Raw genomic sequence first — 26,883 nt, 5'->3', positions numbered from 1 at the left:
TTCTGGTCATCGCCTCGTGCCAGCTGATGGTGGTCCTCGACATCACGATCGTGAACATCGCGCTGCCGCAGATCCAGCGCTCCCTGGACTTCTCCACCACCAGCCTGTCCTGGGTGGTGAACGCCTACACCCTCACCTTCGGCGGACTGCTGCTGCTGGGCGGCCGGGTCGGCGACATCCTGGGCAGGCGGCGCGTCTTCATCTTCGGCGTGCTGCTCTTCGTGCTCGCCTCCCTGCTCGGCGGGCTCGCCCAGAACGCCGGCCAACTCCTCGCCGCACGCGCCCTGCAGGGCGTCGGCGGCGCCATCGCGTCCCCGACCGCCCTCTCGCTGGTCAGCACCACCTTCCGTGAAGGACCGGAACGCAACCGGGCCTTCGGGGTGTTCGCCGCGGTCTCCGCGGGCGGCGGCGCGATCGGGCTGCTGGCCGGCGGGGTGCTCGTCGAATGGCTGAACTGGCGGTGGGTGCTCTTCGTCAACGTCCCGATCGGGCTGCTCATCGCCCTCGCCACCCCCCGCTGGATCAGGGAGTCCGAACGGCACCCGGGGCACTTCGACATCACCGGCGCGCTGACCTCCACCGTGGGCATGGTGCTGCTCGTCTACGGATTCATCAGAGCCGCGCAGGACGGCTGGCGCGACGCCCTCACCCTCGCCTCGTTCGCCGCGGCGGTCGTCGTCCTGGCGGGCTTCATCCTGATCGAGCGGCGCTCCAGACAGCCCATCACGCCGCTGCACATGTTCGCCGACCGCAACCGCGCCGGCACGTACGGCATCATGCTGTGCCTGGCCGCCGCGATCTTCGGCATGTTCTTCTTCCTGACGCTCTTCGTGCAGAACGTGCTGGACTTCAGCCCCTTGCAGGCCGGGCTCGCGTTCCTGCCGGTCAGCGCGGTCATCGCGATCGGCGCCGGGCTGGCCTCGCGGTTCCCCCCAAGCCGTTCATGGTGGTGGGTGCGCTCCTGGCCGCGGTCGGACTGGCCTGGCTCACCCTGACCGACGTCCACTCCACCTACGCGGGCAGCGTCCTCGGGCCGATGCTCGTCTTCAGCCTGGGCATGGGCATGGAGTTCGTCTCGCTCACCCTCATGGCGCTCTCCAACGTCTCCACCCGGGAGACCGGCGCGGCCTCCGGGCTGCTCAACGCCACCCAGCAGGTCGGCGGTTCCCTCGGGCTGTCCATCCTGGTCACCATGTACGGCACGGCCAGCACCAACGAGGCCGAGAAGCAGATCCCGCTCTTTCTTCAGCAGGCGACCCCGGCCGAGCGCCTGCGCTTCGAACGCACCGGGCAACTGCCGAAACCCTGGTCAGACGAGATCCTCACTTCCGGCGTCTCGGCTTCCTTCATCATGGCGGCGATCTTCACCGCCGTCGCCGCGCTGATCGCCCTGATCGTCATCCAGGTCCGCCCCTCCGACCTGGAACGCCTCAAGGGAGGGGCGGGCCCCGGCCCGATGTGAGGCCCGCCCCCGAGCCTCCTACCCCCCGATCCTCGCGGCGATGACCGGCGCCAGCCGGTCGGCGATGACCCGGTGCCCCCGGTCGTTGGGATGCACCGAGTCCGTCAGATCGCCCGAGCCCAGCCACCCGGTGGTGTCGACGAAGGAGACCCGCGCGTCACCGCCGGCGACGGCGGCCTTCACCGCGGCCTCGGTCTGCGGGACGTACCGCCCGCGGAACGTCTCCAGCGCGAAGATCCACGCCTGCGGATACGCCGCGCGGACCTTGCGCAGCAGACTGCCGTACGCCGACTGGAACTGCGCGGAACTCACTCCGTGTCCGACGTCGTTGGTGCCGAGGTTGATGACGACCGCGTCGGCCCGGTAGCGGGAGAAGTTCCAGTCGGGCGTCGCGGCGTTCGGGTTGAGCTTGGTGAACTGCCGCTCAAGACCCACACATCCGTCCGGCGCGGCCACCAGACAGGCACCGCCCTGCGCGATCTGCGTGTGCTCGACGCCCAGCCGCTCCCCGATCAGCCAGCCGTACGCGGTACGGGCGTTCTGCGAGGACGTCGTGCCCACGGTGATCGAGTCGCCGACGAACTCGACCAGCTTGGCCGGGGCCGGCGGTGCGAAGGTGGTCGCACCACTGTCGAGGACCAGCCCCTGGAACACCGCGTCGCCCCGGTAGGAACCGGCGACCACCTGGTAGTTGACCTGGAGGGTGTGGTTGCCGGCGGCGAGGGCCGTCGGGGTCAGGTTCACCGTGCCCTTGACGTCGTCGTAGAACTTCACCGGCCCGTTGTCGATCCGCGCCCACAGGTCGATCGTGCCCCGCTGCTTCAGCTTGACCGTCCTGCCGGTGAAGCCGACCCGGTAGTAGGCGCCCGCCCAGTACGGGGTGTAGGCGGTGGCGGAGCTGGTGGTGTCCCAGCGGCCGACGAACTTGATGTTCGGGTCGCCGGGCTGTCCCGGAGCCGCCGCCTTCACGGTGGTGCCGCTGCCGAGCCGGGCGCGGACGACCGGGGCCAAGCGCTCGGCGAACTTGGTGTGACCCGCTTCGTTCGGATGTCCGTTGCCGTCCTCGTAGTCGGCGCCGTCGGTGAGCCAGCCCGTGGTGTCGACGTAGTGGACCCGGGCGTCACCGGCGCCGTTGCGGGCGCTCACGGCGGCCCTGGTCTCGGTGACGTAGCGCTTCTTCAGCGTCTGCACCGCGAAGAGGTGCGCCGTGGGGTACTTGGCGCGCACGTCCCGCAGGAACGTGGTGTACGCCGACTGGAAGGCGGCGCCGGACACGCCGCGCCCGATGTCGTTGGTGCCGAGGTTGATGACGACCGCGTCGGCCCGGTACCGGGAGAAGTCCCAGTCCGCGCCCCCGGTGCTGGCCGTCTTGAAGAACTGCCCGCTCAGACCGGTGCACCCCGACTGCGCGACCAGGCAGTACCCGGACCGGGCGATCCGGGTGTGCCGCATCCCCAGCCGCTCCCCGGTCTTCCAGGCGTACGAGTCCAGCGCCAGCCTGTCGGTGAGGGCTCCCGCGGTGATGGAGTCGCCGACGAACTCGACCAGCCCGGACGGGGCGCCGGCGGCGACGGTCCGCGCACCGGAGTCCAGGACCAGACCCTGGAAGACGGTGTCACCGGAGCGGTAGGACAGGCGCAGGGTGTGGGTGCCGGGGGAGAGCGGCCGGGGAGTGAGGTTCACCGTGCCGCGCACCCCGGCGTGGAAGACGTCGGGGCCGCCGTCGATGCTGGCGTAGAAGTTGACCGCGTTCCTGGCCCTGACCTTCACCGTGGTGCCGGTGAAGCCGGTCTGGAGGTAGGCGCCGGTCCAGTTGGGCACGGCCGCGGTACCGGAGGAGGTGTCCCAGCGTCCGACATACGTGATGTTGGGATCGGACACCGAGCCGTCCCCCGCCGCGGCCTGCGCGGGAGAGCCGCCCGCCAGGGACAGCAGGCAGGCGAGCAGCACGGCGGCGAGGAGAGCGGGCAGGGTGCGTCTGGGGGAGGGGTGGGGGGAGGTCTGCACGGGGTTCCCTTTCACGTGCGGGTGGTTGGGAGCGCTCCCATGAGCAGCCTTTCGAGGGAACCAGTGAAACGGTTCAGCGTCAAGTGGTCCCGCACGGACGAAAGTTGCGTGTGCGGTCCCGCGTGATCCGGTGCGACGGGGTACGGCAGGGTGACGGGTCCCCGAAGGCTTCCAGGGTCCTGCTGCCCCGCGAGGCGCCGCGGCTGCTCGGGCGGACGCTCCGCGACGGGCTCGGCGTGCGCCGCGCGCTGCACCGACGCCGGCTGATGCGGCAGGGCTACGACCGGACCAGGACCTGGCGGGTCCGCAAGAGCGCCGGCTATGTGACGCTGCTGATGCTGACGTTCCTCGGCGCGCTGCTCGGACCGTGGGCGGCATCTTCGGCCGGGTCGTGGGTCGCGACCAGCTCTGCTCCGTGCTCATGGAGGACCTGCGGGACCGCCGCTTCCGCCGTACGTACGTCGTCGTCGGCGGCATCGGTCGACGTTCGTGTTGGCGGCGCGCAGCCGCAGGGGCACGGGAACCGCCCCGCGCTCCGCGAGCCGCTGTGGGCGCGCACATGTGTGCTGCTGCTCCTGAACCTGGCCCGACCCCAGCGCCGCACGAACCTCACGGAGCCGCGCAGGTTCTGGGAGTCGATGGGGCATCGGGCGCGGCACAACTCGAGGCAGCGGTGAGGGAACTGGCGCTACCGCCCGTGTCGGGAGCGGTTCGACAGGGCGTCGGGGAGGCCGGATGCGTCCGTGCCGAGTTTTCGGTACACGGAGGACAGCAGTTGCCGTACGCCCTGCTCGGTTAGCCGCAGGTCCTTCGCGACCACCGATGCCGGGTGGCCCAGGGCCGTCATCTCGGCGGCCTTGCGCTCCTGGGCCGTCAGCATGTCCGTCTGCGGGTAGCGCAGGGGCAGCGGGCGTAGTCCCGCGGCGGAGAGCTCCCGCCTGGCCCGGGCGGCCAGACCCTCGGCACCACAGTGCACCGCACCCTCCAGGCCCTGGTAGAGCCGGTCGGCGGCGTCGTGCAGATGGCCGTTGCGGGCCAGCGCGGCGCCGTGGCCCACCAGGGCACGGGCCAGTTCGTACGCGGCGGGCGACTGCTCCAGATGGTCGACGGCCTGCGCGTGCAGATCGAGTGCCGCCTGCCCGCCCGTCACCTCCGCCTGGACATGCAGCGCCTGGCCGATCGCGGACGCCGCGCCGAAGTCCCGGGCCCGCTTGACGGCGTCCTCGGCGTGGCGGACCGCCTCGTCAGGGGCGGTGCGGGCGAGTGCCGAGGCCAGTCCGAGCTGCCAGGGGCACCACGCGGGGTTGCGCCAGTCCCGCGCCTCCAGCCAGTCCCCGACCTTGGACAACAGCCGCGCCGCCTGAGGGAGTCGCCCCTCCGCCAGGAGCAGGTCGGCGTACACCGTGCGGGGATCCGGGAAGATGACGGCGTTGGGCACCATGTCGCCGTAGTGGTAGCTGTCGGCGAGCCGGCGTGCGTCGCCGGTCCGCCCCCGGGCCAGCAGGGTCTGGATGAGAATGCCGATGGCGAACCACTGGGCGGGCACCGCTCCTTCGACGCGCTCGGCGGTGTTCAGCCCCGCCCGGACGAGTTCTTCCGCCTCGGGCAGGCAGCCACGGCGGTAGCGGATATACCCCAGGAGCGTCTGGCCCTGCGCCAGATGGGAGCCGCGCCACCCCATGTGCTCGCACTCGGCCATACCTTCGGCGAAGAGCTCCTCGGCCCGCCGTGGCTGGTCGCAGTACATGAACAGCAGGGCGACCGCGACGGGCACCTCGAAGCCGCGGTTCTCGTCGGTCCAGCTCATCCCGCCGCGGAGGGCCTCCTCGGCATACCCGAGGGCGGTCCGCCGAGGCTCGCCGCGCACGAGGGCGTCCCATGCCCGCAGACCGAGGATGTAGCGTTCCTCCAGGCCCCGGCGGGGCAGTTTGTCCGCCAGCCGCGCCAGTCGGCGTGAGCGGGCGGCGGAGTCGGGCTCGTCGGTGCGGAACGCGCTCCATACGAAGTGGTCGGCCTGCATGCGCAGTTTGACGCGCGCATTGGTGGCGCGCCTCGTCGGCGGCCACGGTCGCGGCCTCGGTCAGCCGGTCGGTGTGGGCCAGCGCCTGGGTCAGCCGGTAGACGATGGAGGCGCGCAGGTCGGGGTCGAGTCCCGGCTCCCTCAGTGCCTCCCGGAGGTGGCTGACCGTGGCCGTGGGCTCGATCAGGAAGGTCGAGCAGGCCAGCTCGTGGAGAAGGGCGGCGCGGTCCTCGGCAGGGGGTGGTTCCCGCAGCGCCCGGGTCAGCACGCGCCGGGCGGCCTCCGGGGCCCCGGCGCGGAGGTACTCACGCGCGGCGGCGCGCAGGCACGCGACCGCCTCGGGCCGGCCGTCGCAGGGAACCTCCAGCAGGTGCCGGGCGGCGACGGTGGGGTCGGACCCGACCGTCTGGGCGGCATCGGCGGCCGCGTTGTGCATGCCGACCCGCAGGCCCGGAGGGATGTCGCGGTAGACGGTCGTGGCGATCTGTGGGTGGACGAACTCCAGGCTGCCCGGGGGCTCGTCGGCGTCCGCCAGGATGCGGCGGGCGCGCAGCTTCTCGGCCGCCTCGACGGCCTCCTCGCTGCCGAGCACCGCGAGGTCGGCGGCGACCTCCGGTGAGAAGGTCCCACCCAGGACAGCGCCGGCCCACGCGAAGCGGATGGTGCCCGGACCGAGCCGTTTGAGGCGCTCGATCAGGCCGGGGCCCTTGACCGCCGCGGCGAGGTCCTGCATCTCGGGCACTTCGTCCCGGGTGCCTTTCACCTTCCGTTCACGGAGCCTGATGGCCAGTTCGACGGCCTCGAAGGGGCTTCCGCCGGTGGCCGTCCAGCACGCGCCGCAGAACTCGTCCTCGGCTTCCTCACCCACTTCGTCCCTGATGATCCGCGCCACACCGGCCTCGCCGAGCGGGGACAGCACGTGCGGGCGCTGCTCGTGGCGTTCGACGAGCGTACGGAAAGAGGTCGCGTCGGACGGAAGTTCGTCGGGCCGGTAGCCGACGACGATCAGCAGCGGGAGGTTCGCGACCCTGGGCAAGAAGGAGGCGAGCCAGTCCAGGGATTCGGCATCGGCCCAGTGCAGGTCGTCCAGGAGCAGAACGACAGGCGAGTTCAGCATCGTCAGGCGCGTCATGACCCAGTCGAGGCCGTCGCGCACTCCGGTCGGGTCCGGCATCCGGGCGGGGTCGGTCGCCTCCAGACCGAGCGCGGCGCCGACGATGTCGTACCAGCTGCCCAGGAAACCCCGAAGCTCCGTCTCGCTCATCCTGGCCAGGATGGGCTGCATGGCCTGGCGGACGACGCGGAACGCCATCCCCCGCTCGCTCTCGCCGCCCTTGCCGGAGAACACCGTGAACCCCAGGGCGGCGGCGCGGGTGCGCACCGCCGCGATGAGTGTCGTCTTGCCCAGCCCGGCCTCACCGGTGTAGGCGAGAAATCCGCCGCGCGGTACCTGGGGCAGGCCGTCGACGGTGTCACGGAGGCCCTCCAACGCCTGGTCGGCGGCCTGGAGTTCCTCGTCGCGTTCGAGTAGAGGCCGGTCTTCGTTGTTCGGTTGCCGCAGCCCATGGGCCATGTGGTCTACCGCTTCCTGTCGTTGCTCCCCGCCGTGACGGGGCGAGCGTACGCCCTCGTGCAAGCCCCTTGGCCGGGTCGGAACAGGAGGTCGACAGAGAGGGTGAACTTTCCGCGGAAGCGGTTCGGGTCTCAGCCTTTCGGGTAGTCTGCTGCGTTTCCGCCCTTCTCGGGATCCCTGTGGGGAAAACGACCGGTCGGGCGGCGGATCAGAGCACCGCGGGTGCCGCCATCGTGTCCGCGTACCGCGGCACGGTCCGGGACCAGAAGTAGCAACCGCGGATCCAGCCGGCCATGCCCTCCACGTAGCCGATGCCGGACGGGGTCAACTCCGGCCTGAGCTCACCGTAGAGCTCCTCGAACTCGCGGATCGTGCTGTTGATCTGCCGTGTGGCGAGCGTGACGGCCACCGGCAGGGAGCACCGGTGTGTCCGCTGGTAGGCGAGGGCCAGGTTGATCACGCCGCCCGCCTGCTGTTCCTTCACCGCGGAGAAGAGGTCGGGTATCCACACCGCAGCGTCGGCCGACAGCCGGCTCAGGCGTCGCATGACGGGGTGATGGATCTCCTCCGGGGTCAGTTCGCACGGCTGCGCGGCCTCGCACAGTGGGTAGAACGGCTCGACGCCCGCGATGAGGGAGCGTACGGACCGGCACAGCCCGCTTCCCACCGGGGCGGGGTGGGTCTGGGCCACCGCTTCGTACAGCAGGCCGTGCACGTACTCACGGCTGTGCCAGGCCCATCGTGCGGCCTGAGCGGGTGTGCACCGCCGCTGTACCTGTCGATGGAGGTCGGCCAGGGCGGCCCCGAGCGGGGTGGTGGGCGGCCCGCCGTCCCGCAGGATCGCGATGCTCTCGCACAGCATGGGCAGCAGCCGGCCCGGCGTGTGCCGGCCGATGTCCTCCGCGCGGTCGTCGAAGATGAACTGGTAGGCGATCTGGTTGGCCATGATCTGGAGGAGCCCGGAATCCATGGTCGGACTGTTGTAGGCCGCGAGTTCGGCGGGGCGTGTATAGGAGATCATGGCCGCCACGGCCGGGTCATCGGTCAGCCCCCAGGTGCTCAGCCATTCATCGACGCCTGCCGCCGCTTCGGACGCGTGGGGATTTTGCTGGAAAGGGAAGGGCATGTAGAGGTTTGCGTCGATCAGTTCCCTCAGATCGACGACCGGAATTCCGCTTTGCGCGGCAAGCGTGATTTCCTCATGCGTCGCGGACATCATTGCCACCTGCCGTTCCGGAGCCGTGGACGACGGGCGCGACAGTTGTTCCGGGTGCGCGGGAATCCGCCCGAGGCGGCGTGCCCACCGGCCGCCTCGCTCGCGGTTCGCTGATCATCACCAGTCCCCGCGGCCCCAACGAGGCCGCGGGGCGCAGCCGTTCGGTGTAGCCGGGCAGGTGACGCAGCCGCCAGTGGCGGGCGATGAACGCGACAGCCACCGTGGCCTCCGTCAGCGCGAGTGTCTCGCCGATGCATTTCCGGCTGCCCGCACCGAACGGAATCATCGCTCCGGGCGGGACCGCGACGGCCTGCCCGGGCAGCCAGCGGTCGGGGAGGAAGCGATCGGGGTCGGGGAACAGGGCGGGGTCGTGGTGCAGGAGGTACGGGCTGAACATGACGGTGGCGCCCTGCGGGAGACGGTGCCCTGCGAGCTCCGTCTCCCGCGTGGTGATGCGGGTGAAGAGCCAGCCGGGCGGGCGGTGGCGGAGGGTCTCGGTGAGGACGCACCGGGTGTGGACGAGGCGCGGCAGCTCGTCGGGGCCGGGCGGCCGGCCCGAAGCGAGCACGGAGTCGACTTCGGCGTGCAGGCGGCGTTCCTCCTCGGGATGCCGCCCCAGGAGCTCCAGGGCGGAGGAGAGGCACAGGGCGGTGCTCTCGGCGCCGGCGAACATCAGCGTCATCACCTGGCCGTGCACTTCCTGATCGGTGATCGCCGTCCCCCCGCCGTCGTCCCGCGTGGCCGCCAGCAGGGTCCCCAGCAGGTCGTCGCGGGGAGTGCCTTGCCGGCGCTGGGCGATGGCCGCGTCGACGATCGCGCGCAGGCGCTCGGAAGCATGCCGGTAACGCCGGTTCGCCGGCGTGGGAACGCGGAACAGGGCGTCGACCGGCATCACCGTCCGGACGAACATGCCGTGGACCACGGTGGCCAGGCACATGCGCATCTCGGCGGCCGTCGCGGTGTCGAGCGAGTCGGAGAAGAGGACGCGGCTGACCACGCGTGTGGACAGGTCCAGCATGGTCGTGCTGATGTCGACCACTTGCCCGGCCCGCCACGCGCGGCACACCGACTCGACTTCGTCGCCCATCAGGCGCACCTGGTCGGCGACGCGGGCCTTGCGGAACTCGGGCTGGAGCAGCCTGCGCTGGCGCCGGTGATCCTGATGGCGGCAGGTGCCGACGCCGTCCCCCAGCAGCATCCGCAACCTGTCGTAGAGGGGGCCGCCCTTGTCGAACGTGCGCGGGTCCCTGAGCACCTGGTGGACCAAGTCCGGGTGACACGCCATCCAGGCACGCTGAGGACCCAGGCGTACCTCGACCAGATCCCCGTGTCCGGGCAAAGAATTCAGAAAGGCCAGCGGCCGACGGACCAAGTCGATACCGTGGCCGATGAATGGGAATATGCCTGGAGCAGTGCCCACTGTCCAATCTCGGGCTGGTCCGGGGACGGAGCCGCTCATCGAATACCACCTGCCTCAGTTGGCACACGGAATCTCGGTGCGGTCGCACCGACTTGATGCTCGCCTCATGTCCTGCCCAGTGGAATCTGCCGACGGCTCGCCGAATCCTTTCTCCGTAGGGGCGCACGGATGCACGGAGGGGCGTCGAGCGAATCACGGTGCTACATGTGCCCAGCTTTTTATTGATTTTCTGTGCACTCAGAAATCCGTGTTCCCATCAGTGCTCCTGAGGAACGGCAGTCGTGGCAGACGCCTGGCATGGACATGATGGCCGCGCCAAGCGCCTGCCGGTGACCGGCCTATTGGTCCGGTGCCTCCGCGCCCGGTGCGACGGCGGGGCCGGGATTGAAGACGCGGTGGTAGCTCTCCGGCGGCGCGAGATAGCTCGCGGGCAGGCCGCCCGTGTCGATGACGATCTGGTCCACGGCGATCGCGGGGTCGGTCATGAACACCCGCAGCACATGCTCCCCGGGCTCCGCGACGGTCACCCGGGCCGTCAGCTTCTCGATGCCCTCCTCGACGTTGCGGGCCCAGGCGTCCCCCCGGTTGCCGGTGGCGATCGCCTGGCCGGACAGGAGTGTCGGCGGCTGGTCGTCGAGGGCGATCGCCAGTCGGCGCTTGCCCCGCTCGTCGAGGGAAGGCAGCCGGAAGACGGTCACCGGGAAGGTGCCGGTGCCGGCGAAGCGCACCCGGTAGCGCAGCTCCGGTGACCGGGTGGGGAGGTCCTCGGTGATCGGCGGTGCGGTCGTCGGGACCGTCTCGACGGCGGCCGTACGGCGTCCCAGGCCGCGTACGACCCGCCACCGCGCCCCGCCCCGCGCCACCTGACGGTCGAAGTGCGCCGCGTCGATCGACACGTAGCCGTGGGCCTCGACGAAACCGCGGGCGCGCTGCCGGGCCCGTTCGCCGTCGTTGACCACCCGCATGGGTACCTCGGCGGTCGTGCCGGCACCGGTGAACGTCAGCGTGGGGTGGTGGGTGCCCTCCGGTGCCCGCGGCCAGTCGATCTCCACCCATACCCGTGTCTGGTCGGTGAGTTCGCCGCCCGCCGTGCTCAGCCGGATCCACGGGTGACTCGGCTCGGCCTGCCACTCCAGTGGCAGGAAACCGGTGTTGAAGACGTCCACGAAGCGGCGGTCGCGGGTGTAGGAGGAGAAGGAGAGCGGCCGGCCCGCCCCCGTTTCGTTGCCCTCCGCGGCCAGCCCCAGGCCCGAGGTCTCCTGGCGGGGCACCCGCGTGACGGCCGGACGGCCCGGGGCCTTCGGGATCTGGGAGGGGTAGGGGTTGACGATGCCGTCCCACTTGCCGCCCGCGATCTCCGAGTTGTAGCGGCGGGTGATCGCCTGCTCCTCGGCGTGCGCGGCCTCGGCCAGGTCCGCGAAGCGGTTGGTGCCGGCGCCGCGCCCCTGACGGACGGCGAGCGCGTTGCGGTCCGCCCAGTAGTACTTCAGATTCATCAAGTAAGCACCGTGCACCGGGTATTCGACCAGCTCGTAGAAAGCGTCGCGGTAGGGCTCGGGCAGCTTCGCGCCCAGCTTCCGCACCCGGTCCAGCAACCGCTCGTAGGCGGCCATCCGGCGGCCCGCCTCGTCGCCGTGGTGCACCGTCGAGAAGACCGCCTTGTCGATGAACTCCGGGCGCCGCTCCGCCGCCAGGCGGTAGTACTCCGTGCGGATGGCGGCGATCTCCGAGCCGTGGCGCCGGCCGAACTGGCGCCCGGCCCATTCCACCAGGAAGTCCTCGACGTCGTCCGGGCCCCAGCGGTCCACGTCCCACGCCATGTCCAGGCAGAAGGACAGCCCCGTCTCGATCGACTTGATGTCACCGACGTTGAAGATCCACATCCGGTCGGCCTGGTGGTCGTGGACCCGGCGCAGCTCCTGCCACACCTTGCTCAACTGCGTGGTGTCCAGCCACAGATAGCTCCTGGGGCGGCCCCAGTAGGAGAGGTGGTAGTAGATGCCGTTGCCGCCGGAGCGGTGGCGCTCCGCCTCGTTCGGGAGCTGGCGCATGTTGCCGTGGTTGTCGTCCGGCCAGATCAGCGTGACGTCGTCGGGGACCTGGACGCCCGCGTTGTACAGCTCCAGGACCTCCTTGTACGGGATGAAGATCTGCGGCGCGGCCGCCTCGCCCACCTCCTCGGCCAGGATGCGGCGCTGGTCGGCGATGATGTCGTTCATCACCGCGACCTTCTCCGGGATCGTGGTGGCGTACTTCGTCTCCAGCGCGGAGTCGTGCAGGCCGCGCATGCCGATCGTCCAGCTGCTCTCGTAGCCGGCGTTCTGCCGGGCCCGCGCCCGCCAGTAGTCGGAGATGACGGCCGGGTTCACCGTGTAGTCGTAGAGCGGCAGGGTGCCGTCGGGGTTCCGGTGGTCCGCGGCCCACGGCTCCCACTCGTGCACGCCGTTGCGCAGCATGGCCTCGGGGTGGCTGGAGCCGACCACGATGCCGTAGCGGTCGGCCAGTTCGGGGTTCTCGCGGTGCTTGTTGAAGAAGTCGGAGTACGGGTGCATCGCGGGCCAGAGGTAGTTGGCCTTGAGGCGGAGCAGCAGCTCGAAGACCCGCTCGTAGGTGCGGGGGCCGATGTTCTTGTCCGGCTCCTGGGTGCGGTGGGACCAGGTGGTGAGGTTCTGCTCGTCGTTGATGAAGATGCCGCGGTAGCGGACGGCGGGCTCGTGGCGTACGAGGGGGCCCGCCGGGACCGTCACCGTGTCGCGGCGGACCACCGGGACGTCGGCCCACCAGTACCAGGGCGAGACGCCGATGCGTTCCGAGGTGTCGTAGATGCCGTAGACCGTGCCGCGCCGGTCGCTGCCCGCGATGACCAGGGCGCGGTCCACCCCGGGCAGCGGACGGTCCACGACCTGGGTGACGGACGCCTCCCAGCGGCCCTGGACCCGGGAGACGTCCAGACGTCTGTGCCGGACGAGCCGGTCTATCACCGGGCTGGCGCCGATCGTCCCCAACACGACCAGGAGTTCGGCCCGCCGGGGCACGGTGTTCAGCAGCCGTGGTCTGACGCCGCCGACCCGCTCCACGTCCGCCACGAGGTCACCGGCCGCGCGGATCACGGCGGGGTCGTCCGCCGCGTCCACGAACACGTCCGCGGGGGTGCCGCTCCGGAGCAGCGGGAAGTCCCCTCGCGCCGCGGGGGCGGCTTCGGCGGTGGCGGCGGGGAGTACGGCGGCGGGGAGCAGGGGGGCGGCGCCGACGGCTGCCATTCCCCGTAAGAACGACTTGCGGGTCCATGACGGGTGCGACGGTCTTTGGGGCTCGCTGTGCGGCACGGGACACTGCCTTTCCGCGTCAGGCCCGCGTCGGTTCCTCGTCCGGGCCGTCGGCGGGGCTGCGCGCACGTGGGATTGGCATGGGCAGGCTAGAAAGCGCTTGCCAGCGCACCCTAGGCGAGCCCGAGTGAGGGCGTCCAGAGGTTGGGGAGACGTCCGCGGCTACACCGCCCGGCCATTCCGCGCCTACACCGCCCGGCCATTCCCCGGCTACACCGCCCCGGCCATGAGCAGCCCCGCCAGCAGCGCCGTGCGCGGCGGGACATGGTCCAGCAGGACGTGCTCGTGCCGTGCGTGGGCGCCGTCGCCCACCGCGCCGAGGCCGTCGAGGACGGGACGGCCGAGCGCGGAGACGAAGTTGCCGTCGCTCGCCCCGCCGACGGCCGTCTCCCGCAGGGGCCACCCCAGCTCCTCCGCTGCCGTGTGCGCCTGCTTGAACAGGAGCCGGGAGGCGGGCGTCGGCACCATCGGGGGACGGTTCCAGCCGCCGCTGACCGAGACCCGGACCCGGGGGTCGGAGGGCGCGAGGGAGACCAGTGCGGCGTCGATGCGGGCCGCTTCGGCGGGGTCGGGGATCCGGACGTCGATGCCGCAGCCCGCCCGGCCGGCGACGACGTTGCGGCCGGTGCCGCCGCCGATCAGCCCGACGTTGACCGTCGTGCCCCGCTCCCGGGAGCCCAGCCCGGCGATGCGGGTGACCAGTTCGGCGAGGGCGTGCACGGCGCTGGCACCCCGGTACGGATCGAGGCCCGCGTGTGCCTCCACGCCCTCCACCGTCACCTCGAACAGGCCGACGCCCTTGCGGGACGTCTTCAGCGCCCCCTCCGGCCCGGCCGACGCCTCGCACACGAGCGTGGCCGTCGCGTCCTCGCTCAGCCGCTCGATCACCGGCCGGGAGGCGGGGCTGCCGATCTCCTCGTCGCCGTTCAGGAACAGCCGCACCGACGGGCGCGGCAGGTCCAGGTCCCGCAGCAGCCGCAGCGCCCACACCGCCTGCACCAGGCCGCACTTCATGTCGAACGCGCCCGGTCCGGTGGCCCGCCCGTTCTCGCTCACCCGGAAGGGCCACTCGGCGAGCGTGCCGGCCGGCCACACCGTGTCGTAGTGGCACAGGACCAGCACCACCGCCGGCGATGTGCCCCGGTACAGCAGCTCCAGCATGTCGCCGTGCGCACCGCCGTCGTACCGCCGCGACTCGTCCGGCGGGCCGAGCCGGTGGTGGGTCCAGGTCTCGACGGCGGCGAGCCCTGCGGTCAGCAACTCCTTGTCGTCGCTGGGGGTTTCGAGCTCGACCAGCGTCCGCAGGTCGCCGGTCATCTCCGGCAGGGCGCTCCGGGCCAGCGACTCGACACGGGTCAGGGACATGGGCGGTCCTCCTCGTACGTACGGAAGCGGCCGGGCGGTCAGCGGACGGGCACCCCGGGGCCCAGGGGAATGCCCAGCGCCCACCAGGCGTAGAACAGCAGCGTCCACGCCGCCAGCATGACCAGGCACAGCGGCAGGGTCAGCGACAGCAGCGTGCCGATGCCGGCCGAGCGCCGGTAGCGCTGGACGACACCCAGGGTCATCACGAAGTAGGCGCTCATCGGGGTCGCCGCGTTGGTGCACGAGTCGGCGATGCGGTACACCGCCTGGGTCACCTCGGGCGGGATGTCGAGCAGCATGAACATCGGCACGAACACCGGGGAGACCAGGGCCCATTGCGCGGAGCCGCTGGTGACGAGCAGGTTGATCACCGTGCAGACGAGCAGGACACCGAGGAACGCGACCGGTCCCGTGATGCCCGCCGACTTCAGCAGGCCGGCGCCCCGGATCGCCAGGACCTCGCCGACGCCGGTCCACTTGAAGTACGCCAGGAACTGGGAGATCGCGAAGAACAGCACCAGGATCGGCGCCATCTCGCGCAGGCCCTTCGCCATCTGGTCGGGGATGTCCCGGCCCGTCGTCACGGTCCCGACCGTGCGCCCGTACACGGCGCCCACGATCAGGAACGCCACCGCCAGCACGACCGCGATGCCGGTGAGCACCGGCGACTGCACGATGCTGCCGCCCTCGCCGCGCAGCGGAGATCCGGCCGGGGCCATCGCCGCCACGACCAGCGCGGCGTACGCCAGCAGCGCGAGACCCGCGTTGCGCAGGCCTCTGCGCTCCTCCGGGCGCAGCGTCAGTCCCCCGGCTTCCGTACCGGCGGTCTCGGGAGCGTCCTCCGGCTCCGGTTCCTCGGGCATCGCCGCCACCCGCCGGGCGATGACCTTCTCCGTGACGACGGTGACGACGAGGGCCAGGAGGACCGAGGAGGCCACGGAGAAGAAGTAGTTGGACAGCGGGTTGACCACGTACGAGGGGTCCACCGTGTGCGCGGCGGCCGTCGTGAGCCCGGCCAGGATCGCGTCCGTCGGTGTGACCAGCGGGCTCGCGTCGTAGCCGGCGGACACCGACACGAACGCCACCACGGCACCGAGCATCGGACTGCGCCCCACCGCCCGGAACGCCATCGCGCCCAGCGGCACCAGCACCACGTAGGCCGCGTCGGACGCGACGTGCGCGACCATGGCGGTGAAGGCGAGCGTGAACGTCAGCCACCGGGCCGGGACCCGGGCGACGGCCGCCCGCAGCATCGCGGGCAGCAGCCCCGACCGGTCGGCGACCGCCACGCCCAGCATGACCACGAGGATCGTGCCCAGCGGCGGGAACGTGGCGTAGTTGGTCACCGCGTCGGAGATCATCATCCGCAGCCCCTCGCCCGAGACGAGGCTGCGCACCCCCACCGTCTTGCCGGTGGCGGGGTTCAGCGCGGAGGCGCCGGTGGCCGACAGGAGCCAACTGACCAGCGCCAGGACGACGCTGAGCACACCGAACAGCCAGAAGGGGTGGGGGAGTTTGTTGCCGAGGCGTTCGATGCGCCCGAGGACGGCGAGCAGTCGGGAGAGCTGCTTCGAGGGGGCGTCGGGCGGCGGGGGTGAAGTGGCGGTGGTCACATCCCTATTGACGACCCTCTTGATGAAATCATGCAAGTAAAAAGGTTGTTGCGGTCGTATCGGTCGCGTGAAGTCGCTGGTTGACGGATTCATTCCGTGGAGGATGGGTCGCATGGAGAACGCTCTGGACGACGACGACCTCGACCTGGTCGCCGCGCTCCAGCGCGCACCGCGCGCCCCGCTCAGCCTGCTGGCCCAGGCGCTGGGCGTGTCGGCGAGCACCGTGGGACGGCGGCTGGCCCGGCTGGAGTCGAACCGGCTGCTGCGGGTGATCGGCCAGGTCGACCTGTCGGTGTCCGGCGAGGGCACTCCCTGGCACGTGTGGGTGTCCGCCGCGCCGGGACGGACCGCCGACGTCGCCCGGCGGCTCGCCGAACTGCCCGAAGCGGCCCACGTCGCGGTCACCGCCGGGCAGGCGGACGTCTACTGCGTCGTCCAGCCCGCCCGCCGCGCCGAGGCCCGCGACCTGCTCACCCGGCGCATCGCCACGCTCCCCGGCGTACGCTCCACCCGGACCGAACTCGTCCTGCGCGCCGACACCAAGTCCGACGCCTGGCGGCTGCCCCGCCTGACGGAGGACCAGCACCAACTGCTCGCCACGTACACCGCCGAGGAACGCGAGACGGACCCGGGCGGCACGGACCGCCCCGCCCGCCCCACCGGTGACGAACTGCGCACGCTGCGGCTGCTCGCCGCCGACGGCCGGATGACCGCCGCGCAGGTGTCCCGGGAACTGGGCATCGGGCAGTCCACCGCCTACCGCGTCACCCAGTCGCTGCTCCAGCGCGGACTGGTCCGCCCCCGCGTGGAGATCGAGCCCGCACTGCTCGGCTACGCCCTTAAGGCGGTGGTCGCCCTGACCGTGTCACCGGGCGGGGGGCGCGAGGCGGCCCGGACGCTCGCCCGGCACCCCTCCGCCCGGTACGTGTCGACCAACGCGGGCACCTTCTCGGTCGTCCACCAGGGCGTCTTCCGCGACGAGGAGGGTCTCGCGGAGTTCCTCACCCGGGACCTGGCGGAGCTCGAGGGGGTCATCTCCTTCGACGTCTCCGTCGTGCTCCGGGCGCTGCGGCGGCACTGGCTCGACCGGGAGGACGGCCGCCTGGCCGCCGTACCCGGCCCGACGGACACCGGAAGGGGACGGCATGACGACACGTGAGACCGCCATCGGCCTGGCGGAGGCCTACTTCGACTCCGGCGGCTTCCTCGTCGACCTGCGGCGCCGGGTCGCGTTCCCGACCCAGAGCCCGCCGCCCGACGGCACGGGCCCGCTGCGCGCCTACCTGGCCGACGAACTCGCCCCCGCCGTACGCCGCCTGGGCGCGACCGTACGGATCGTCGACAACCCGGTGCCGGACGCGGGACCGTTCCTGCTCGCCCACCGGCACGAGGCCGACGGCCTGCCCACCGTCCTGGTCTACGGCCACGGCGACGTCGTCCCCGGCCAGGAGGGCCGTTGGCGCACCGGCCTGTCGCCCTGGGAACTCGTCGTCGAGGGCGACCGCCTCTACGGGCGCGGCACCGCCGACAACAAGGGCCAGCACACCGTCAACCTGGCCGCGCTCGAACAGGTCCTGGCCGCCCGGGGAGGCCGGCTGGGCTTCAACCTGAAGGTGCTCGTGGAGACGGGGGAGGAGTCGGGCTCACCGGGCCTGCACGAGGTCTGCCGCCGGCTGACGGACGACCTGGCCGCCGACCTGCTCATCGCCTCCGACGGCCCGCGCCTCGCGGCCGGCCGCCCCACCCTGTTCCTCGGCTCCCGGGGCGCCGCCAACTTCCGCCTGCGTGTGGCCCTGCGCGAGGGCGCCCACCACTCGGGCAACTGGGGCGGCGCCCTGCGCAACCCGGCCACGGTCCTCGCAGGCGCTCTGGCCACCCTGGTCGACTCCCGGGGCCGCATCCTGGTGGAGGGACTGCGGCCGCCGGCGCTGCCCCAGCCCGTCGCGGCCGCCCTGGCGGACCTCACCGTGGGCGGCGGGGACGGCGACCCGGAGGTGGACACCGACTGGGGAGAGCCGGGGCTCACCCCGGCCGAACGCGTCTTCGGCTGGAACACCCTGGAGGTCCTCACCCTGGCCGCCGGGGATCCCGCCAAGCCCGTCGGGGCCATCCCCGGCACCGCCCACGCCGACGTCCAGCTCCGCTTCGTCGTCGGCACGCCCTGGCGCGACCTCGAACGCATCGTCCGCGACCACCTCGACGCCCACGGCCTGTCCATGGTCGACGTCGAGGTGCTCCAGGCCGTCCCCGCGACCCGCCTCAGCCCGGACCACTCCTGGGTCCGCCGGGCCGTGGACTCCCTGCGGCACACCACGGGCAAGGAACCGGCCGTCCTGCCGAACCTCGGCGGCACCCTCCCCAACGACGCCTTCGCTGACATCCTCGGCCTGCCCACCGTGTGGATCCCGCACTCCCACCCCTCCTGCTCCCAACACGCCCCCGACGAGCACCTGTTGGGGTCGGTGGCCCGCGAAGGGCTGCGCATCATGGCGGGCCTGTTCTGGGACCTCGGTGAACCACGCGCCGGAGGCGATCGGTAGGTTGCGGGACAGCGCTGCGGTCCGGCGCTTCACCCCCACGGAAGGACACCCCTGTGCGCCCTCGACGTCTCCGGTCCGCCCTCACCCTCCTCAGCACCCTGACGACCGCGGCCACTCTGGCCGTCGGGACGGCGGGCCCGGCCACCGCCGCGGAGCGGCCCGCCCCCGTACGTCACACGGCCGCCACGCACGGCACGACGCCGGGCCTGACGCCGGTGACCGAACTGCTCGCCCAGCGGCTGCTGTTGGCCGACAAGGTCGCCGCCGCCAAGTACGGCACGGACACGCCGATCGACGACCCGGAGCGCGAGGCGCGGATCCTGGACGACGTCCGCGCCCGGGCGGTCGGCCTCGGCCTCGACCCGGACGCCGTGGCCGCCGTGTTCCAGGACCAGATAGAGGCGAACAAGCTGGTGCAGCGGGGCTTGTACGCCCGCTGGGACGCGAACCCCGGCGAGCGCCCCACCGAACGGCCGGACCTGGCCAAGGAGGTCCGCCCGGCCCTCGACCGCATCACCACACAGCTGCTGGCCGCGCTCGACGACACGGAACGGGACCGGGCCCTGCCGTCGTGCGGCCCGCGCCTGGCCACGGCCGCCGGCTGGTCCGCGTACACCCACCGGCTCGACGCGCTCCACCTGAAGGGGCTGGGGCGGGCGCTGCCGTCGGTGTGCACGCCCTAGGCGTCCCGGCTGGTTTCGACGAACCGGCTCACACTAGGAGACCTGGTCCGCACCCGTCGGCAGTGGCGGTTCCGACTCGATGCGCCGCAGCTCCTCGTCGGTGAGGAGGCGGGAGCGGAGCAGGAAGCGGACGCCTTCCGGGGCCTCCAGGGAGAAGCCGCTGCCACGTCCCGGGACCACGTCCACAGTGAGGTGGGTGTGCGACCAGTACGTGAACTGGTCCGCGCTCATCCAGAACGGGGTGTCCCCGGCCACGTGCCCCAGCAGGACATCCGCGGCACCGACCCGGAACTCTCCGCGCGGGTAGCACATCGGGGCGCTGCCGTCGCAGCAGCCGCCGGACTGGTGGAACATCACCGGCCCGTGTGTCCCGGTCAGTTGCCGCAGCAGCTCCTCGGCGGCGGGCGTCAGTTCGACACGTGCCGTGCGGGCGGTTATCGGCGGCACCCCGGGGTCGGGGGCGGGTGAGTCGGTCATGGGATCCCTCCATGCGGTAGGGGCGCCCAGCCATGGTGGCCCGGAAGCATCTCTCTCGGAAAGCGGTACGAGCATTTCGTGCCCACCTCAGAATGGAGGTGCACGACGGCGTGCGCCTGCGTGTCCGTTGTCCCGCGCAACCGAACAGGAAGGCCTCATGACCGCCACCGATCCGTGGATACGGCGCTTCTTCCCGAGCCCCGACGCCCCCGTGCAACTGGTCTGCCTGCCGCACGCGGGTGGTTCGGCGTCCTTCTTCCGGCCGGTGGCCCAGGCACTGAACCCCCGTGTCGAGGTGCTCGCCGTCCAGTACCCGGGGCGCCAGGACCGGCACCAGGAGCCCATGATCGACACCATCGGCGGCCTCGCGGACCATGTGTGCCGGGCCGTGACGGGCGCGGTGGACCGCCCCTTCGCCCTGTTCGGACACAGCATGGGCGCGACCCTCGCCTTCGAGGTCGCCGTACGGCTGGAGCAGGCCGGGCGGGTCGCCGAGCGGGTCTTCGTCTCGGGCCGCCGCGCACCGTCGTGCCACCGAGACGAGCAGGTGCACCGGCGCGACGACGCCGGGATCGTCGCCGAACTGCGCAGGCTCAGCGGCACCGACCAACAGGTCTTCGGTGACGAGGAGTTGATGCGCATGGTCCTGCCGGCCGTCCGGAACGACTACCGCGCGGTCGAGACCTACGTGTGCGCGACGGACCACCGGCTCCGCAGCCCCGTCACCGCTCTGACCGGAGACGACGACCCCAGGGCGAGCCATGACGAGGTACGCGCCTGGAGCGCGCACACCCAGGGCGCCTTCGAGATGGAGCGGTACCCCGGCGGGCACTTCTTCCTCGTCGACCACGCGGCGGACGTGATCCGCCTCATCCGCGAGCGGCTGACCCAGCCCGCTGTCGCGCCCCGCTGAGCGAACCGTCGTCCTCCCCGCCGTCGTCCGGCGCGATGAGGCCGAATCCCCGTGCTGGTGGCGTAGGCCGCGACGACCGCGCCGTTCGCGACGACGGCGTGTGACACGACGGCCGGGTCCGACACACCGAGGTCCGCGCCCAGTTCGTCACCGACATGGCCGGGCACCGGGACCGCCGGGGCGGCGGGCACGACGGTGCCGGGCGAGCAACCCGGTGACCAACAGGTGGGTGCCGGACGGGCCGGCCCGGCCACCGTCACCCCGGACGCCGCATGTGCCGGCGCATCCACGCCGCCTGCCCGCCGTCGACGAGCAGGTCGGTGCCGTTGATGTACCGCGCCTCGGGGCCGGTGAGGAAGGCCACGGCGTCGGCGATCTCGCCGGGCGTGCCCGGCCGGCCCGCGCCGCACGCGTCGAGCATCTTGAGCATGTGCCCGTCCGCGTCCGCGTCGGCCTCCGCCTTCGCCATGGCGGTGGCGATGACACCGGGGCTGACGGTGTTGACGCGGGCACCGAGCCGGTTCCAGGCGAGTGCGGCGGCCTGCACCCGTACGTGGTTGGCGCGCTTGGCGAGAATGTAGGCGGCGGTCGGATCGTCGCCGAGGGCCGTGACCGCCTTCAGCCCGAGCAACTCCCGGCGGGAGCCGTCGCCAGGGCCGCTTCGTCCTCGTCGCCGAGCGAGGCCATGTGCCCGGCCAGGCTGACGACACAGACCAGCGAGGCGCCGCGGACGGCCACCTTCTCGCGCACGCCGAGAGCCCCGTCGACGGCCGCCCCTCGACGGGGCACTCGCGGGAGGGGAGAAGTAGTCCTGGTGGCGCCCTCCACACCGGGGGGGGCACCCTTCCCGCTCAGCGGGCCCGGCTAGAGCAGGTCGCGCGGTACCCGCTCGTTCCAGGTGCGGGAGAACACCCGGCGGTCGGCCTCGTATGCGTCGAGGGTCGCGTCCACGAAGAAGTCCGTGTCGTCACACGTCAGCTGGGTGTGCGTCACCACCCGTACGTCCCAGTCGTCCCGCTGGAACCGCATGGTCCACGTGGACTCGCCGCTGACCGAGGTGAAGTCGTCGGCGACCGCCGTGTAGCGCTCACGGGCGCGGCGCCCGGCCTCCAGGTTGATGTCCTCGAAGCGGACCGTGCCCCGGTCCTTCACGATGTCCAGCTCGGAGTGGTAGCCGATCAGGTCCCGCTTGACCTCCCAGCGCTCCTCGGGAGGCGTCACCTGGCTCATGGCGAGCGGGGGAGTGCCCTCGGGTTCGCCGAAGGGGGACGCCGGCACCTCGTCCGGTTCCTCCACCGGCCGCACGGGCAGGGTGAGCGTGCTGGAGTGCTCGTGGACGCTCAGCAGGGCGGGCTTCGGAGGTGGCCAGGCCAACGGCCAGTAGGACGTGGAGAGGGAGAGCCGGATGCGGTGGCCGGGTGGGAATGCCTGGCCCACTCCGTTCAGCGGGACGGTGGCGCGGTAGCGGCGGCCCGGCTCCAGCGGCTCGGGGGACTCCGTGCTGTCGCGGCGGGTGAGGTTCAGGATGCCGTACGAGACACGGGTCGCGGAGCCGTCCGGGCTCACGTCGGACAGCCGCGCGGCCACCAGGGCGACCGGTTCGCTGACCGACAGGTCGAGTTCCACGGTCGGTGAGCCGAGGATCTCCAACGGCTCGGTCAGCGGCTCGCTGTCGAAGACGAGGGAACCGCCGTCCTCCTCGCGCTGGTCGTACGGCAGGTCCGGGGGCGCGTTGTAGGAGGCCCACTTGCCCGCGAACTGGCCGACGGACAGCGGCGACTGCACGGTCATCGCGTCGCCGTCGGGGGCGTTCCCCTCGCCCGCCGCCTCCCGCGGAGGTCCGATCGTGTGCCGGGTGAGCGGATGAACGGCCTGCCGGATGTGCGGGGAGGGCCAGTCCGGCTCGCCGACCCAGCGTCCCGGCCGCTCCTCGTACGCGGTGGAGGGCGGCACGCTGTCCTGCATCCACGCCTGCAGCATGGGGCCGTCCATGACGCCGTTGTCGACGCCCTTGAGCCAGTGGTCCCACCACCGTACGAGTTCCTGGAGGTAGCCGATGGCGGGGCCGGGCTCCCCGAGGTGGGGGAACTTGTGCGACCAGGGGCCGATCAGCCCCTTGCGGGGCACGTCCAGGTGGCCGAGCAGCCGGGTCACGGCGTTGGAGTAGCCGTCCGCCCAGCCGCTGGAGGCCAGGACCGGGCAGCGCACGCTGCTGTAGTCCTCGCACACCGAGGCGTGCCGCCAGTAGTCGTCGCGGCGCTGGTGGCGCAGCCATGGGAGGACCCAGGGCTCGGTGTGCTCCAGCCGTTCGTGCCACATCTCGCGCCAGCGGTCGCCGACCACGGCCGGATCGGGCGGGCAGGTGCCGTAGGCGAACATCGTGCCCGCCTCGGCCAGGTTGTCCGACAGCAGGGCGCCGCCCATGTAGTGCATGTCGTCGGCGTGCCGGTCGTCGGTGAAGGAGGCGATGGCGATGGCCTTCAGGCCCGGCGGCTGCCGGGCCGCCACCTGGAGCGCCGCGAACGCGCCCCAGGAGATGCCCATCATGCCCGCGCCGCCGTCACACCAGGGCTGCTCCGTCAGCCATGCCAGGACCTCCTCCGCGTCCGCCTGCTCCCGTTCCAGGTACTCGTCGCGCAGCACGCCCTCCGAGTCGCCGGTGCCGCGCAGGTCGACGCGGACGCAGGCGTAGCCGTGTCCGGCGAGGTACGGGTGGTGGATCGAGTCGCGTACGGCCGTCAGGTCGCGCTTGCGGTACGGGATGTACTCCAGCACCGCGGGCACCGGCTCGTGGTCCGACGAGGTGGGACGCCAGATGTGCGCGGAGAGCCGGACGCCGTCGGACATCGGGATGGTGACGTGCTCTTCTTCCTTCGTGGCGTAGGGCAGGTTGGTCACGTAACGCATGGAACCCACGTGCTCCTTACTCTCGTGGGGGTTCACTCCGGCGGGGCCTCACTCCTGCGGGGGTTCGTCGAAGGCGAGGCCGAGGGCGGCCACGCAGTGGTCGAACTTCTCCCGCAGCTCCTCCTCGTCCGCCCCGCCGGTGAAGATGTGCGCCAACTCGTAGCTGTAGCTGTCCTGTCCGGGGAGCTCCGAGAGCCTGGTGCCCTCCTCGGGGACCACCTCGATGCGCACGCCCGGTGTCTCCCGCTCGATGCGGGCGATCTCCTCGGGCCCTGGCACCCGGCGCACCACGCCGTCGGTGAACCAGCGGTGGTACCACTTCGCCGCCATCGCGTACGGGCCCTCGCGGTGCGGCATGCGCGGGTCCTCGCCGAGCGCGAGGCTGACCATGCAGTGGTGGTTGGGGACGCCGTCGACGTACTGGAACAGCTCCGCGTGCGACTGGGAGTGCCGGGGGTTGATCTCCAGCAGGTTGATCGACTGCGTCCGCGGGTCGTAGAAGTACTCGATGCTGAAGGTGGCCGAGTCCATTCCGATCTGCCGCATCACCCGCTCCGAGACGTCGTGGAGCTCCGCGATGACCGCCGGCGGCAGCGTCGAGGGGTACTGGTGGCGCAGGAAACAGGGGGAGTCCGGGTACTGGATGGAGTCCAGGACTCCGTAGATGGTCACCTCGCCCTGGTGGGCGTAGCCCTCGACGGCGACCTGGACGCCGGACATGGCCTCCTCCGCCAGACAGACCCGGCCGCCGACGCCGTCCATCTCCGGAGGCAGGTCGATGCGTTCGAGGATGTGCTCGAAGGGGCGGCCGATGCGGGAGATGCCGTCGCGGATCTCGGTGACGGCCTTGCGGAACTCCTCTTCGTCATCGACTCCGAAGGCGAGTTCGGACGAGTAGGAGAGCGCGGGCTTGACCCACATCGGGAAGGTCACCTTCTCGGGCGGGCGAGGCGGCTCGGCCGACAGGTCGACCCTGTCGAAGCCCGGGTGCCGGTCGGTCGCCTTCTGCTGCTCAAGACGGCTCCAGTACTTGTGCTCGCACTTGACCACCGACTCCAGGCTCGTGCTCCGCGTTCCGTAGCGTTCGCTCAGCATCGGCACGAGGGTGCTGACCGGGAAGTCCCAGTAGCCGACGATCGCGTCGATGCTTCCGTCGAAGGCGTCCAGCACCTCCCGGGCCTTGTCGAACAGCGTGGGCAGGTGCACTTCGCCGACCTGGAGTTCCTCCACGGTCAGCAGTTGGTGAAAGCGCAGCCGGTCAGCTCCGGGAACCGCCCGCAGCGTCGGCAGATTGGCCTCGTCCAGCCCGATCACGAAGACGTTCTTCACCGTCTCGTCAGACACGGATCTCCTTCCGACAGCAGGCCCGCCGGCCGGGCCTTCCAAGATCGACTGAGTACCCCTTGCGGGTGCGGCCATGCCGGTCGGCGCGGCGCGGGCCGGGCGACAAACGGGGAACATGCCTGCCGCCGATGTGGGCACGCGGTGCGGGGAAGAAACGGCGTGACCCCAGGTGAACGGCCGCGCCGTCGACGACACCGGCGAAAGGAAAGCCCGTGCAGCCCGAGCAGGAACGGTCCGTACCGCAGGTCGTGTCCGAGCCCGACCCGCCCTACGACTCCGACAAGCAGCAGCGGCCCGGTATCGAGGCCGACATGCGCACCCGGCCGCGCTATCGGGCCAGCCGCTACCGGGCCAGCGGGAAGCTGGAGGGCAAGGCCGCGCTGATCACCGGCGGCGACTCGGGTATCGGACGTGCGGTGGCGCTGCTGTACGCGCGGGAGGGTGCCGACGTCGCCATCGTCTTCCTGCCGGAGGAGCAGGTGGACGCGGAGCGGGTCCGGCGCGAGGTGGAGGAACAGGGCCGGCGCTGCCTGCTGCTGCCCGGCGACGTCACCGACCCGGAGTTCTGCCGCGAGGCCGTCGAGCGGACGGCGGCGGAGCTCGGCGGGCTGAACATCCTGGTGAGCAACGCCGCGTACCTCAACAGCAAGCTCGAACTCGACCAGTTGACCGCCGAGGACTTCGACCTGACGTTCAAGACGAACGTCTACGCCTACTTCCACCTGCTCATGGCGGCGCTGCCTCACCTGGAGCCCGGCGACGCCGTCATCGCCACCGCTACCGAAGAGGCGCTCAAGGGCAGTACGACGATGATCGACTACGCGGCGTCCAAGGCCGCGTTGATCACCCTGACCAAGTCCGTCGCCGTGCACCTGGCCAAGCGGGGCGTGCGCGCGAACGTGGTCGCGCCGGGCCCGACCTGGACGCCGCTCAACGAGGCGGACCCGCACATGCCGCCGGACGGGCTGGCCCACATCGGCAGCGAGGCCCCGCTCGAACGCGCGGCCCAGCCGGAGGAGATCGCACCGACGTACGTCTACCTCGCCTCCGACGCCGACTCCAGCTACACGGTCGGCGAGGTCATCGCGGTGACCGGCGGCATCGTCGACACCCGCTAGTCCCGTCGGCAGGGGCTTGTCGTCGGCGCCGCCGGAGGTGTCGTGACGACCCTCGGCGAGAAGATCGCGGTACGGCGGCGCCCCCGCTGGCCGGCCCCGGCCGCGGTCAGCGCGGTGAGCAGGGTCGCCGAGTTGGCCACGATCACCACCAGGCCCGCGACCGCGAGCAGGGTGTATCCCGCGTATCCGGCTATCAGCCCGGCGACGGCCGGGACGACCGACCGGCCCCTGATGCCCGCCGTGATCGCATGGGCCCAGTCCGCGCCGGGGGTGAACACCAGCGGCAGATCCACTGCCAGGAAGGCCGCCGGCGTCGTCGTGTCCATCGATCGGTTCCTCTCACGAGCCTTGTCGCGAGAGGAACGCCAGGCCGGATCAGCCCGAAAGCGTTCCCTTCTTTACCCCTTGATCGCGGCATCCGGGGCAGAATCTTCTCCATGGATGCCCTGGACCGGAAAATTCTCACCGAGCTACAGCTGGACGGCCGTCTCACGGTCACCGAGCTGGCCGCCCGCGTAAAACTGAGCGTCTCGCCCTGCCACCGCCGCCTGCGCGACCTGGAACGCGAGGGCGCGATCCGCGGCTACCGGGCCGTCGTGGACCCGGCAGCCGTGGGTCTCAATTTCGAGGCGCTCGTCTTCGTCACCCTGCACTGGGAGGACGCCGACACCGTCTCCGCGTTCGAAAAGGGCGTGGCCGCCGTCCCGCACGTGCTCCAGGCACAGCGCCTGTTCGGCGACCCCGACTACCTCCTGCGCGTCGCCACCACCGACCTGGCCGCCTTCCAGCAGCTCTACGACCAGCAGCTCGCCCGACTGCCCGGCGTCCAGCGCCTGAACTCCACCCTCGTCATGAAACACGTCGTCGACGACCGGCCCCTGCCCGAGTGAGCAACGCCG

18 protein-coding genes and 3 pseudogenes are annotated in these 26,883 nt (G+C 71.6%); 8 read left to right on the top strand and 13 right to left on the bottom strand.

All coding sequences use genetic code 11. The features are described from left to right. Window positions 1-56 precede the first annotated feature (56 nt). A pseudogene (locus PV963_RS06245) lies at window positions 57-1,462 on the top strand (MFS transporter). 18 nt (window positions 1,463-1,480) lie between these two features. Here PV963_RS06245 and PV963_RS06240 read toward each other — a convergent pair. Next, the gene (locus PV963_RS06240) at window positions 1,481-3,469 is read right to left on the bottom strand and encodes a GDSL-type esterase/lipase family protein (RefSeq protein WP_274814581.1); all 1,989 of its coding nucleotides are present in this window, start codon (window positions 3,467-3,469) and stop codon (window positions 1,481-1,483) included. A gap of 110 nt (window positions 3,470-3,579) precedes the next feature. Here PV963_RS06240 and PV963_RS06235 point away from each other — a divergent pair, with 110 nt between their 5' ends. Beyond that, complete coding sequence (locus PV963_RS06235) at window positions 3,580-4,146, top strand: hypothetical protein (protein WP_274814580.1); 567 nt, start codon at window positions 3,580-3,582, stop codon at window positions 4,144-4,146. 11 nt (window positions 4,147-4,157) lie between these two features. On the opposite strand, the pseudogene PV963_RS06230 reads toward PV963_RS06235, so the two are convergent. From PV963_RS06230 to PV963_RS06205, 6 genes and pseudogenes are all read right to left on the bottom strand, one after another. Further along, a pseudogene (locus PV963_RS06230) lies at window positions 4,158-7,062 on the bottom strand (ATP-binding protein). A gap of 208 nt (window positions 7,063-7,270) precedes the next feature. Next, a complete protein-coding gene (locus PV963_RS06225) occupies window positions 7,271-8,278 on the bottom strand; it encodes a (-)-alpha-amorphene synthase (protein WP_274814578.1) in 1,008 nt (335 codons plus the stop codon). Continuing rightward, window positions 8,262-9,737, bottom strand: coding sequence for a cytochrome P450 (locus PV963_RS06220; RefSeq protein WP_274814577.1), 1,476 nt, complete (start codon window positions 9,735-9,737; stop codon window positions 8,262-8,264). The genes PV963_RS06225 and PV963_RS06220 overlap by 17 nt, the downstream gene beginning before the upstream one ends. Before the next feature lie 299 nt (window positions 9,738-10,036). After that, a complete protein-coding gene (locus tag PV963_RS06215) occupies window positions 10,037-12,958 on the bottom strand; it encodes a glycosyl hydrolase 115 family protein (protein ID WP_274814576.1) in 2,922 nt (973 codons plus the stop codon). A gap of 276 nt (window positions 12,959-13,234) precedes the next feature. Continuing rightward, window positions 13,235-14,389, bottom strand: a complete 1,155-nt coding sequence (locus PV963_RS06210; RefSeq protein ID WP_274814575.1) for a M20 family metallopeptidase — start codon at window positions 14,387-14,389, stop codon at window positions 13,235-13,237. A gap of 38 nt (window positions 14,390-14,427) precedes the next feature. Further along, window positions 14,428-16,002 (bottom strand): AbgT family transporter, encoded by a 1,575-nt coding sequence (locus PV963_RS06205; RefSeq protein ID WP_274814574.1) that lies wholly within the window; start codon window positions 16,000-16,002, stop codon window positions 14,428-14,430. Window positions 16,003-16,114: 112 nt separating this feature from the next. Here PV963_RS06205 and PV963_RS06200 point away from each other — a divergent pair, with 112 nt between their 5' ends. From PV963_RS06200 to PV963_RS06190, 3 genes are read left to right on the top strand one after another with little or no spacing between them, the layout of a single operon-like run. Continuing rightward, a complete protein-coding gene (locus PV963_RS06200) occupies window positions 16,115-17,161 on the top strand; it encodes an Lrp/AsnC family transcriptional regulator (protein WP_274814573.1) in 1,047 nt (348 codons plus the stop codon). After that, on the top strand, window positions 17,148-18,542 hold the full coding sequence (locus PV963_RS06195) for a M20 family metallopeptidase (protein ID WP_274814572.1): 1,395 nt from the start codon (window positions 17,148-17,150) through the stop codon (window positions 18,540-18,542). Before PV963_RS06200 ends, PV963_RS06195 begins: the two co-directional genes overlap by 14 nt. Before the next feature lie 53 nt (window positions 18,543-18,595). Then, a complete protein-coding gene (locus tag PV963_RS06190; protein WP_274814571.1) occupies window positions 18,596-19,225 on the top strand; it encodes a chorismate mutase in 630 nt (209 codons plus the stop codon). A 33-nt stretch (window positions 19,226-19,258) separates the two neighbouring features. Here the strand turns inward: PV963_RS06190 and PV963_RS06185 are convergent, their stop codons facing one another. Further along, complete coding sequence (locus PV963_RS06185) at window positions 19,259-19,702, bottom strand: DUF779 domain-containing protein (RefSeq protein WP_274814570.1); 444 nt, start codon at window positions 19,700-19,702, stop codon at window positions 19,259-19,261. A 157-nt stretch (window positions 19,703-19,859) separates the two neighbouring features. Here PV963_RS06185 and PV963_RS06180 point away from each other — a divergent pair, with 157 nt between their 5' ends. Continuing rightward, window positions 19,860-20,615 (top strand): thioesterase II family protein, encoded by a 756-nt coding sequence (locus PV963_RS06180; protein ID WP_274814569.1) that lies wholly within the window; start codon window positions 19,860-19,862, stop codon window positions 20,613-20,615. Window positions 20,616-20,871: 256 nt separating this feature from the next. Here the strand turns inward: PV963_RS06180 and PV963_RS06175 are convergent, their stop codons facing one another. The 4 genes from PV963_RS06175 to PV963_RS06160 all read right to left on the bottom strand — a co-directional run bounded on the left by PV963_RS06175 (window position 20,872) and on the right by PV963_RS06160 (window position 24,866). Next, a complete protein-coding gene (locus PV963_RS06175; RefSeq protein ID WP_274814568.1) occupies window positions 20,872-21,246 on the bottom strand; it encodes an SDR family oxidoreductase in 375 nt (124 codons plus the stop codon). Then, window positions 21,234-21,404, bottom strand: coding sequence for a hypothetical protein (locus PV963_RS06170; RefSeq protein ID WP_274814567.1), 171 nt, complete (start codon window positions 21,402-21,404; stop codon window positions 21,234-21,236). The genes PV963_RS06175 and PV963_RS06170 overlap by 13 nt, the downstream gene beginning before the upstream one ends. A 75-nt stretch (window positions 21,405-21,479) precedes the next feature. Continuing rightward, window positions 21,480-23,522 carry a CocE/NonD family hydrolase gene (locus tag PV963_RS06165; RefSeq protein WP_274814566.1) on the bottom strand — a complete coding sequence of 681 codons (2,043 nt, stop codon included), beginning with the start codon at window positions 23,520-23,522 and terminating at the stop codon, window positions 21,480-21,482. Between the two features lie 48 nt (window positions 23,523-23,570). Then, window positions 23,571-24,866: an ATP-grasp domain-containing protein gene (locus PV963_RS06160; RefSeq protein ID WP_274814565.1), complete on the bottom strand. Its 1,296-nt coding sequence runs from the start codon at window positions 24,864-24,866 to the stop codon at window positions 23,571-23,573. Between the two features lie 212 nt (window positions 24,867-25,078). Between PV963_RS06160 and PV963_RS06155 the strand changes: the two genes are divergently transcribed. Next, on the top strand, window positions 25,079-25,984 hold the full coding sequence (locus tag PV963_RS06155) for an SDR family oxidoreductase (protein WP_274814564.1): 906 nt from the start codon (window positions 25,079-25,081) through the stop codon (window positions 25,982-25,984). 89 nt (window positions 25,985-26,073) lie between these two features. Here the strand turns inward: PV963_RS06155 and PV963_RS06150 are convergent. Further along, window positions 26,074-26,310: pseudogene (locus tag PV963_RS06150) on the bottom strand (LysE family translocator); the annotation flags it as partial. Between the two features lie 111 nt (window positions 26,311-26,421). Between PV963_RS06150 and PV963_RS06145 the strand changes: the two are divergent. Further along, window positions 26,422-26,874 carry an Lrp/AsnC family transcriptional regulator gene (locus PV963_RS06145; protein ID WP_274814563.1) on the top strand — a complete coding sequence of 151 codons (453 nt, stop codon included), beginning with the start codon at window positions 26,422-26,424 and terminating at the stop codon, window positions 26,872-26,874. The last annotated feature ends 9 nt before the right edge of the window (window positions 26,875-26,883 follow it).

The organism is Streptomyces coeruleorubidus, from assembly GCF_028885415.1.
Lineage (GTDB): Bacteria > Actinomycetota > Actinomycetes > Streptomycetales > Streptomycetaceae > Streptomyces > Streptomyces coeruleorubidus_A.
This window is presented reverse-complemented; position numbering and strand designations above follow the sequence as displayed.

Bases quoted from the DNA above. Each gene is read 5' to 3' on its own strand.
- PV963_RS06225 (WP_274814578.1), bottom strand. From the start codon at position 8,278: ATGTCCGCGACGCATGAGGAAATCACGCTTGCCGCGCAAAGCGGAATT.
- PV963_RS06220 (WP_274814577.1), bottom strand. From the start codon at position 9,737: ATGAGCGGCTCCGTCCCCGGACCAGCCCGAGATTGGACAGTGGGCACT.
- PV963_RS06215 (WP_274814576.1), bottom strand. From the start codon at position 12,958: ATGGCAGCCGTCGGCGCCGCCCCCCTGCTCCCCGCCGCCGTACTCCCC.
- PV963_RS06210 (WP_274814575.1), bottom strand. From the start codon at position 14,389: ATGTCCCTGACCCGTGTCGAGTCGCTGGCCCGGAGCGCCCTGCCGGAG.
- PV963_RS06200 (WP_274814573.1), top strand. From the start codon at position 16,115: ATGGAGAACGCTCTGGACGACGACGACCTCGACCTGGTCGCCGCGCTC.
- PV963_RS06195 (WP_274814572.1), top strand. From the start codon at position 17,148: ATGACGACACGTGAGACCGCCATCGGCCTGGCGGAGGCCTACTTCGAC.
- PV963_RS06185 (WP_274814570.1), bottom strand. From the start codon at position 19,702: ATGACCGACTCACCCGCCCCCGACCCCGGGGTGCCGCCGATAACCGCC.
- PV963_RS06180 (WP_274814569.1), top strand. From the start codon at position 19,860: ATGACCGCCACCGATCCGTGGATACGGCGCTTCTTCCCGAGCCCCGAC.
- PV963_RS06165 (WP_274814566.1), bottom strand. From the start codon at position 23,522: ATGCGTTACGTGACCAACCTGCCCTACGCCACGAAGGAAGAAGAGCAC.
- PV963_RS06145 (WP_274814563.1), top strand. From the start codon at position 26,422: ATGGATGCCCTGGACCGGAAAATTCTCACCGAGCTACAGCTGGACGGC.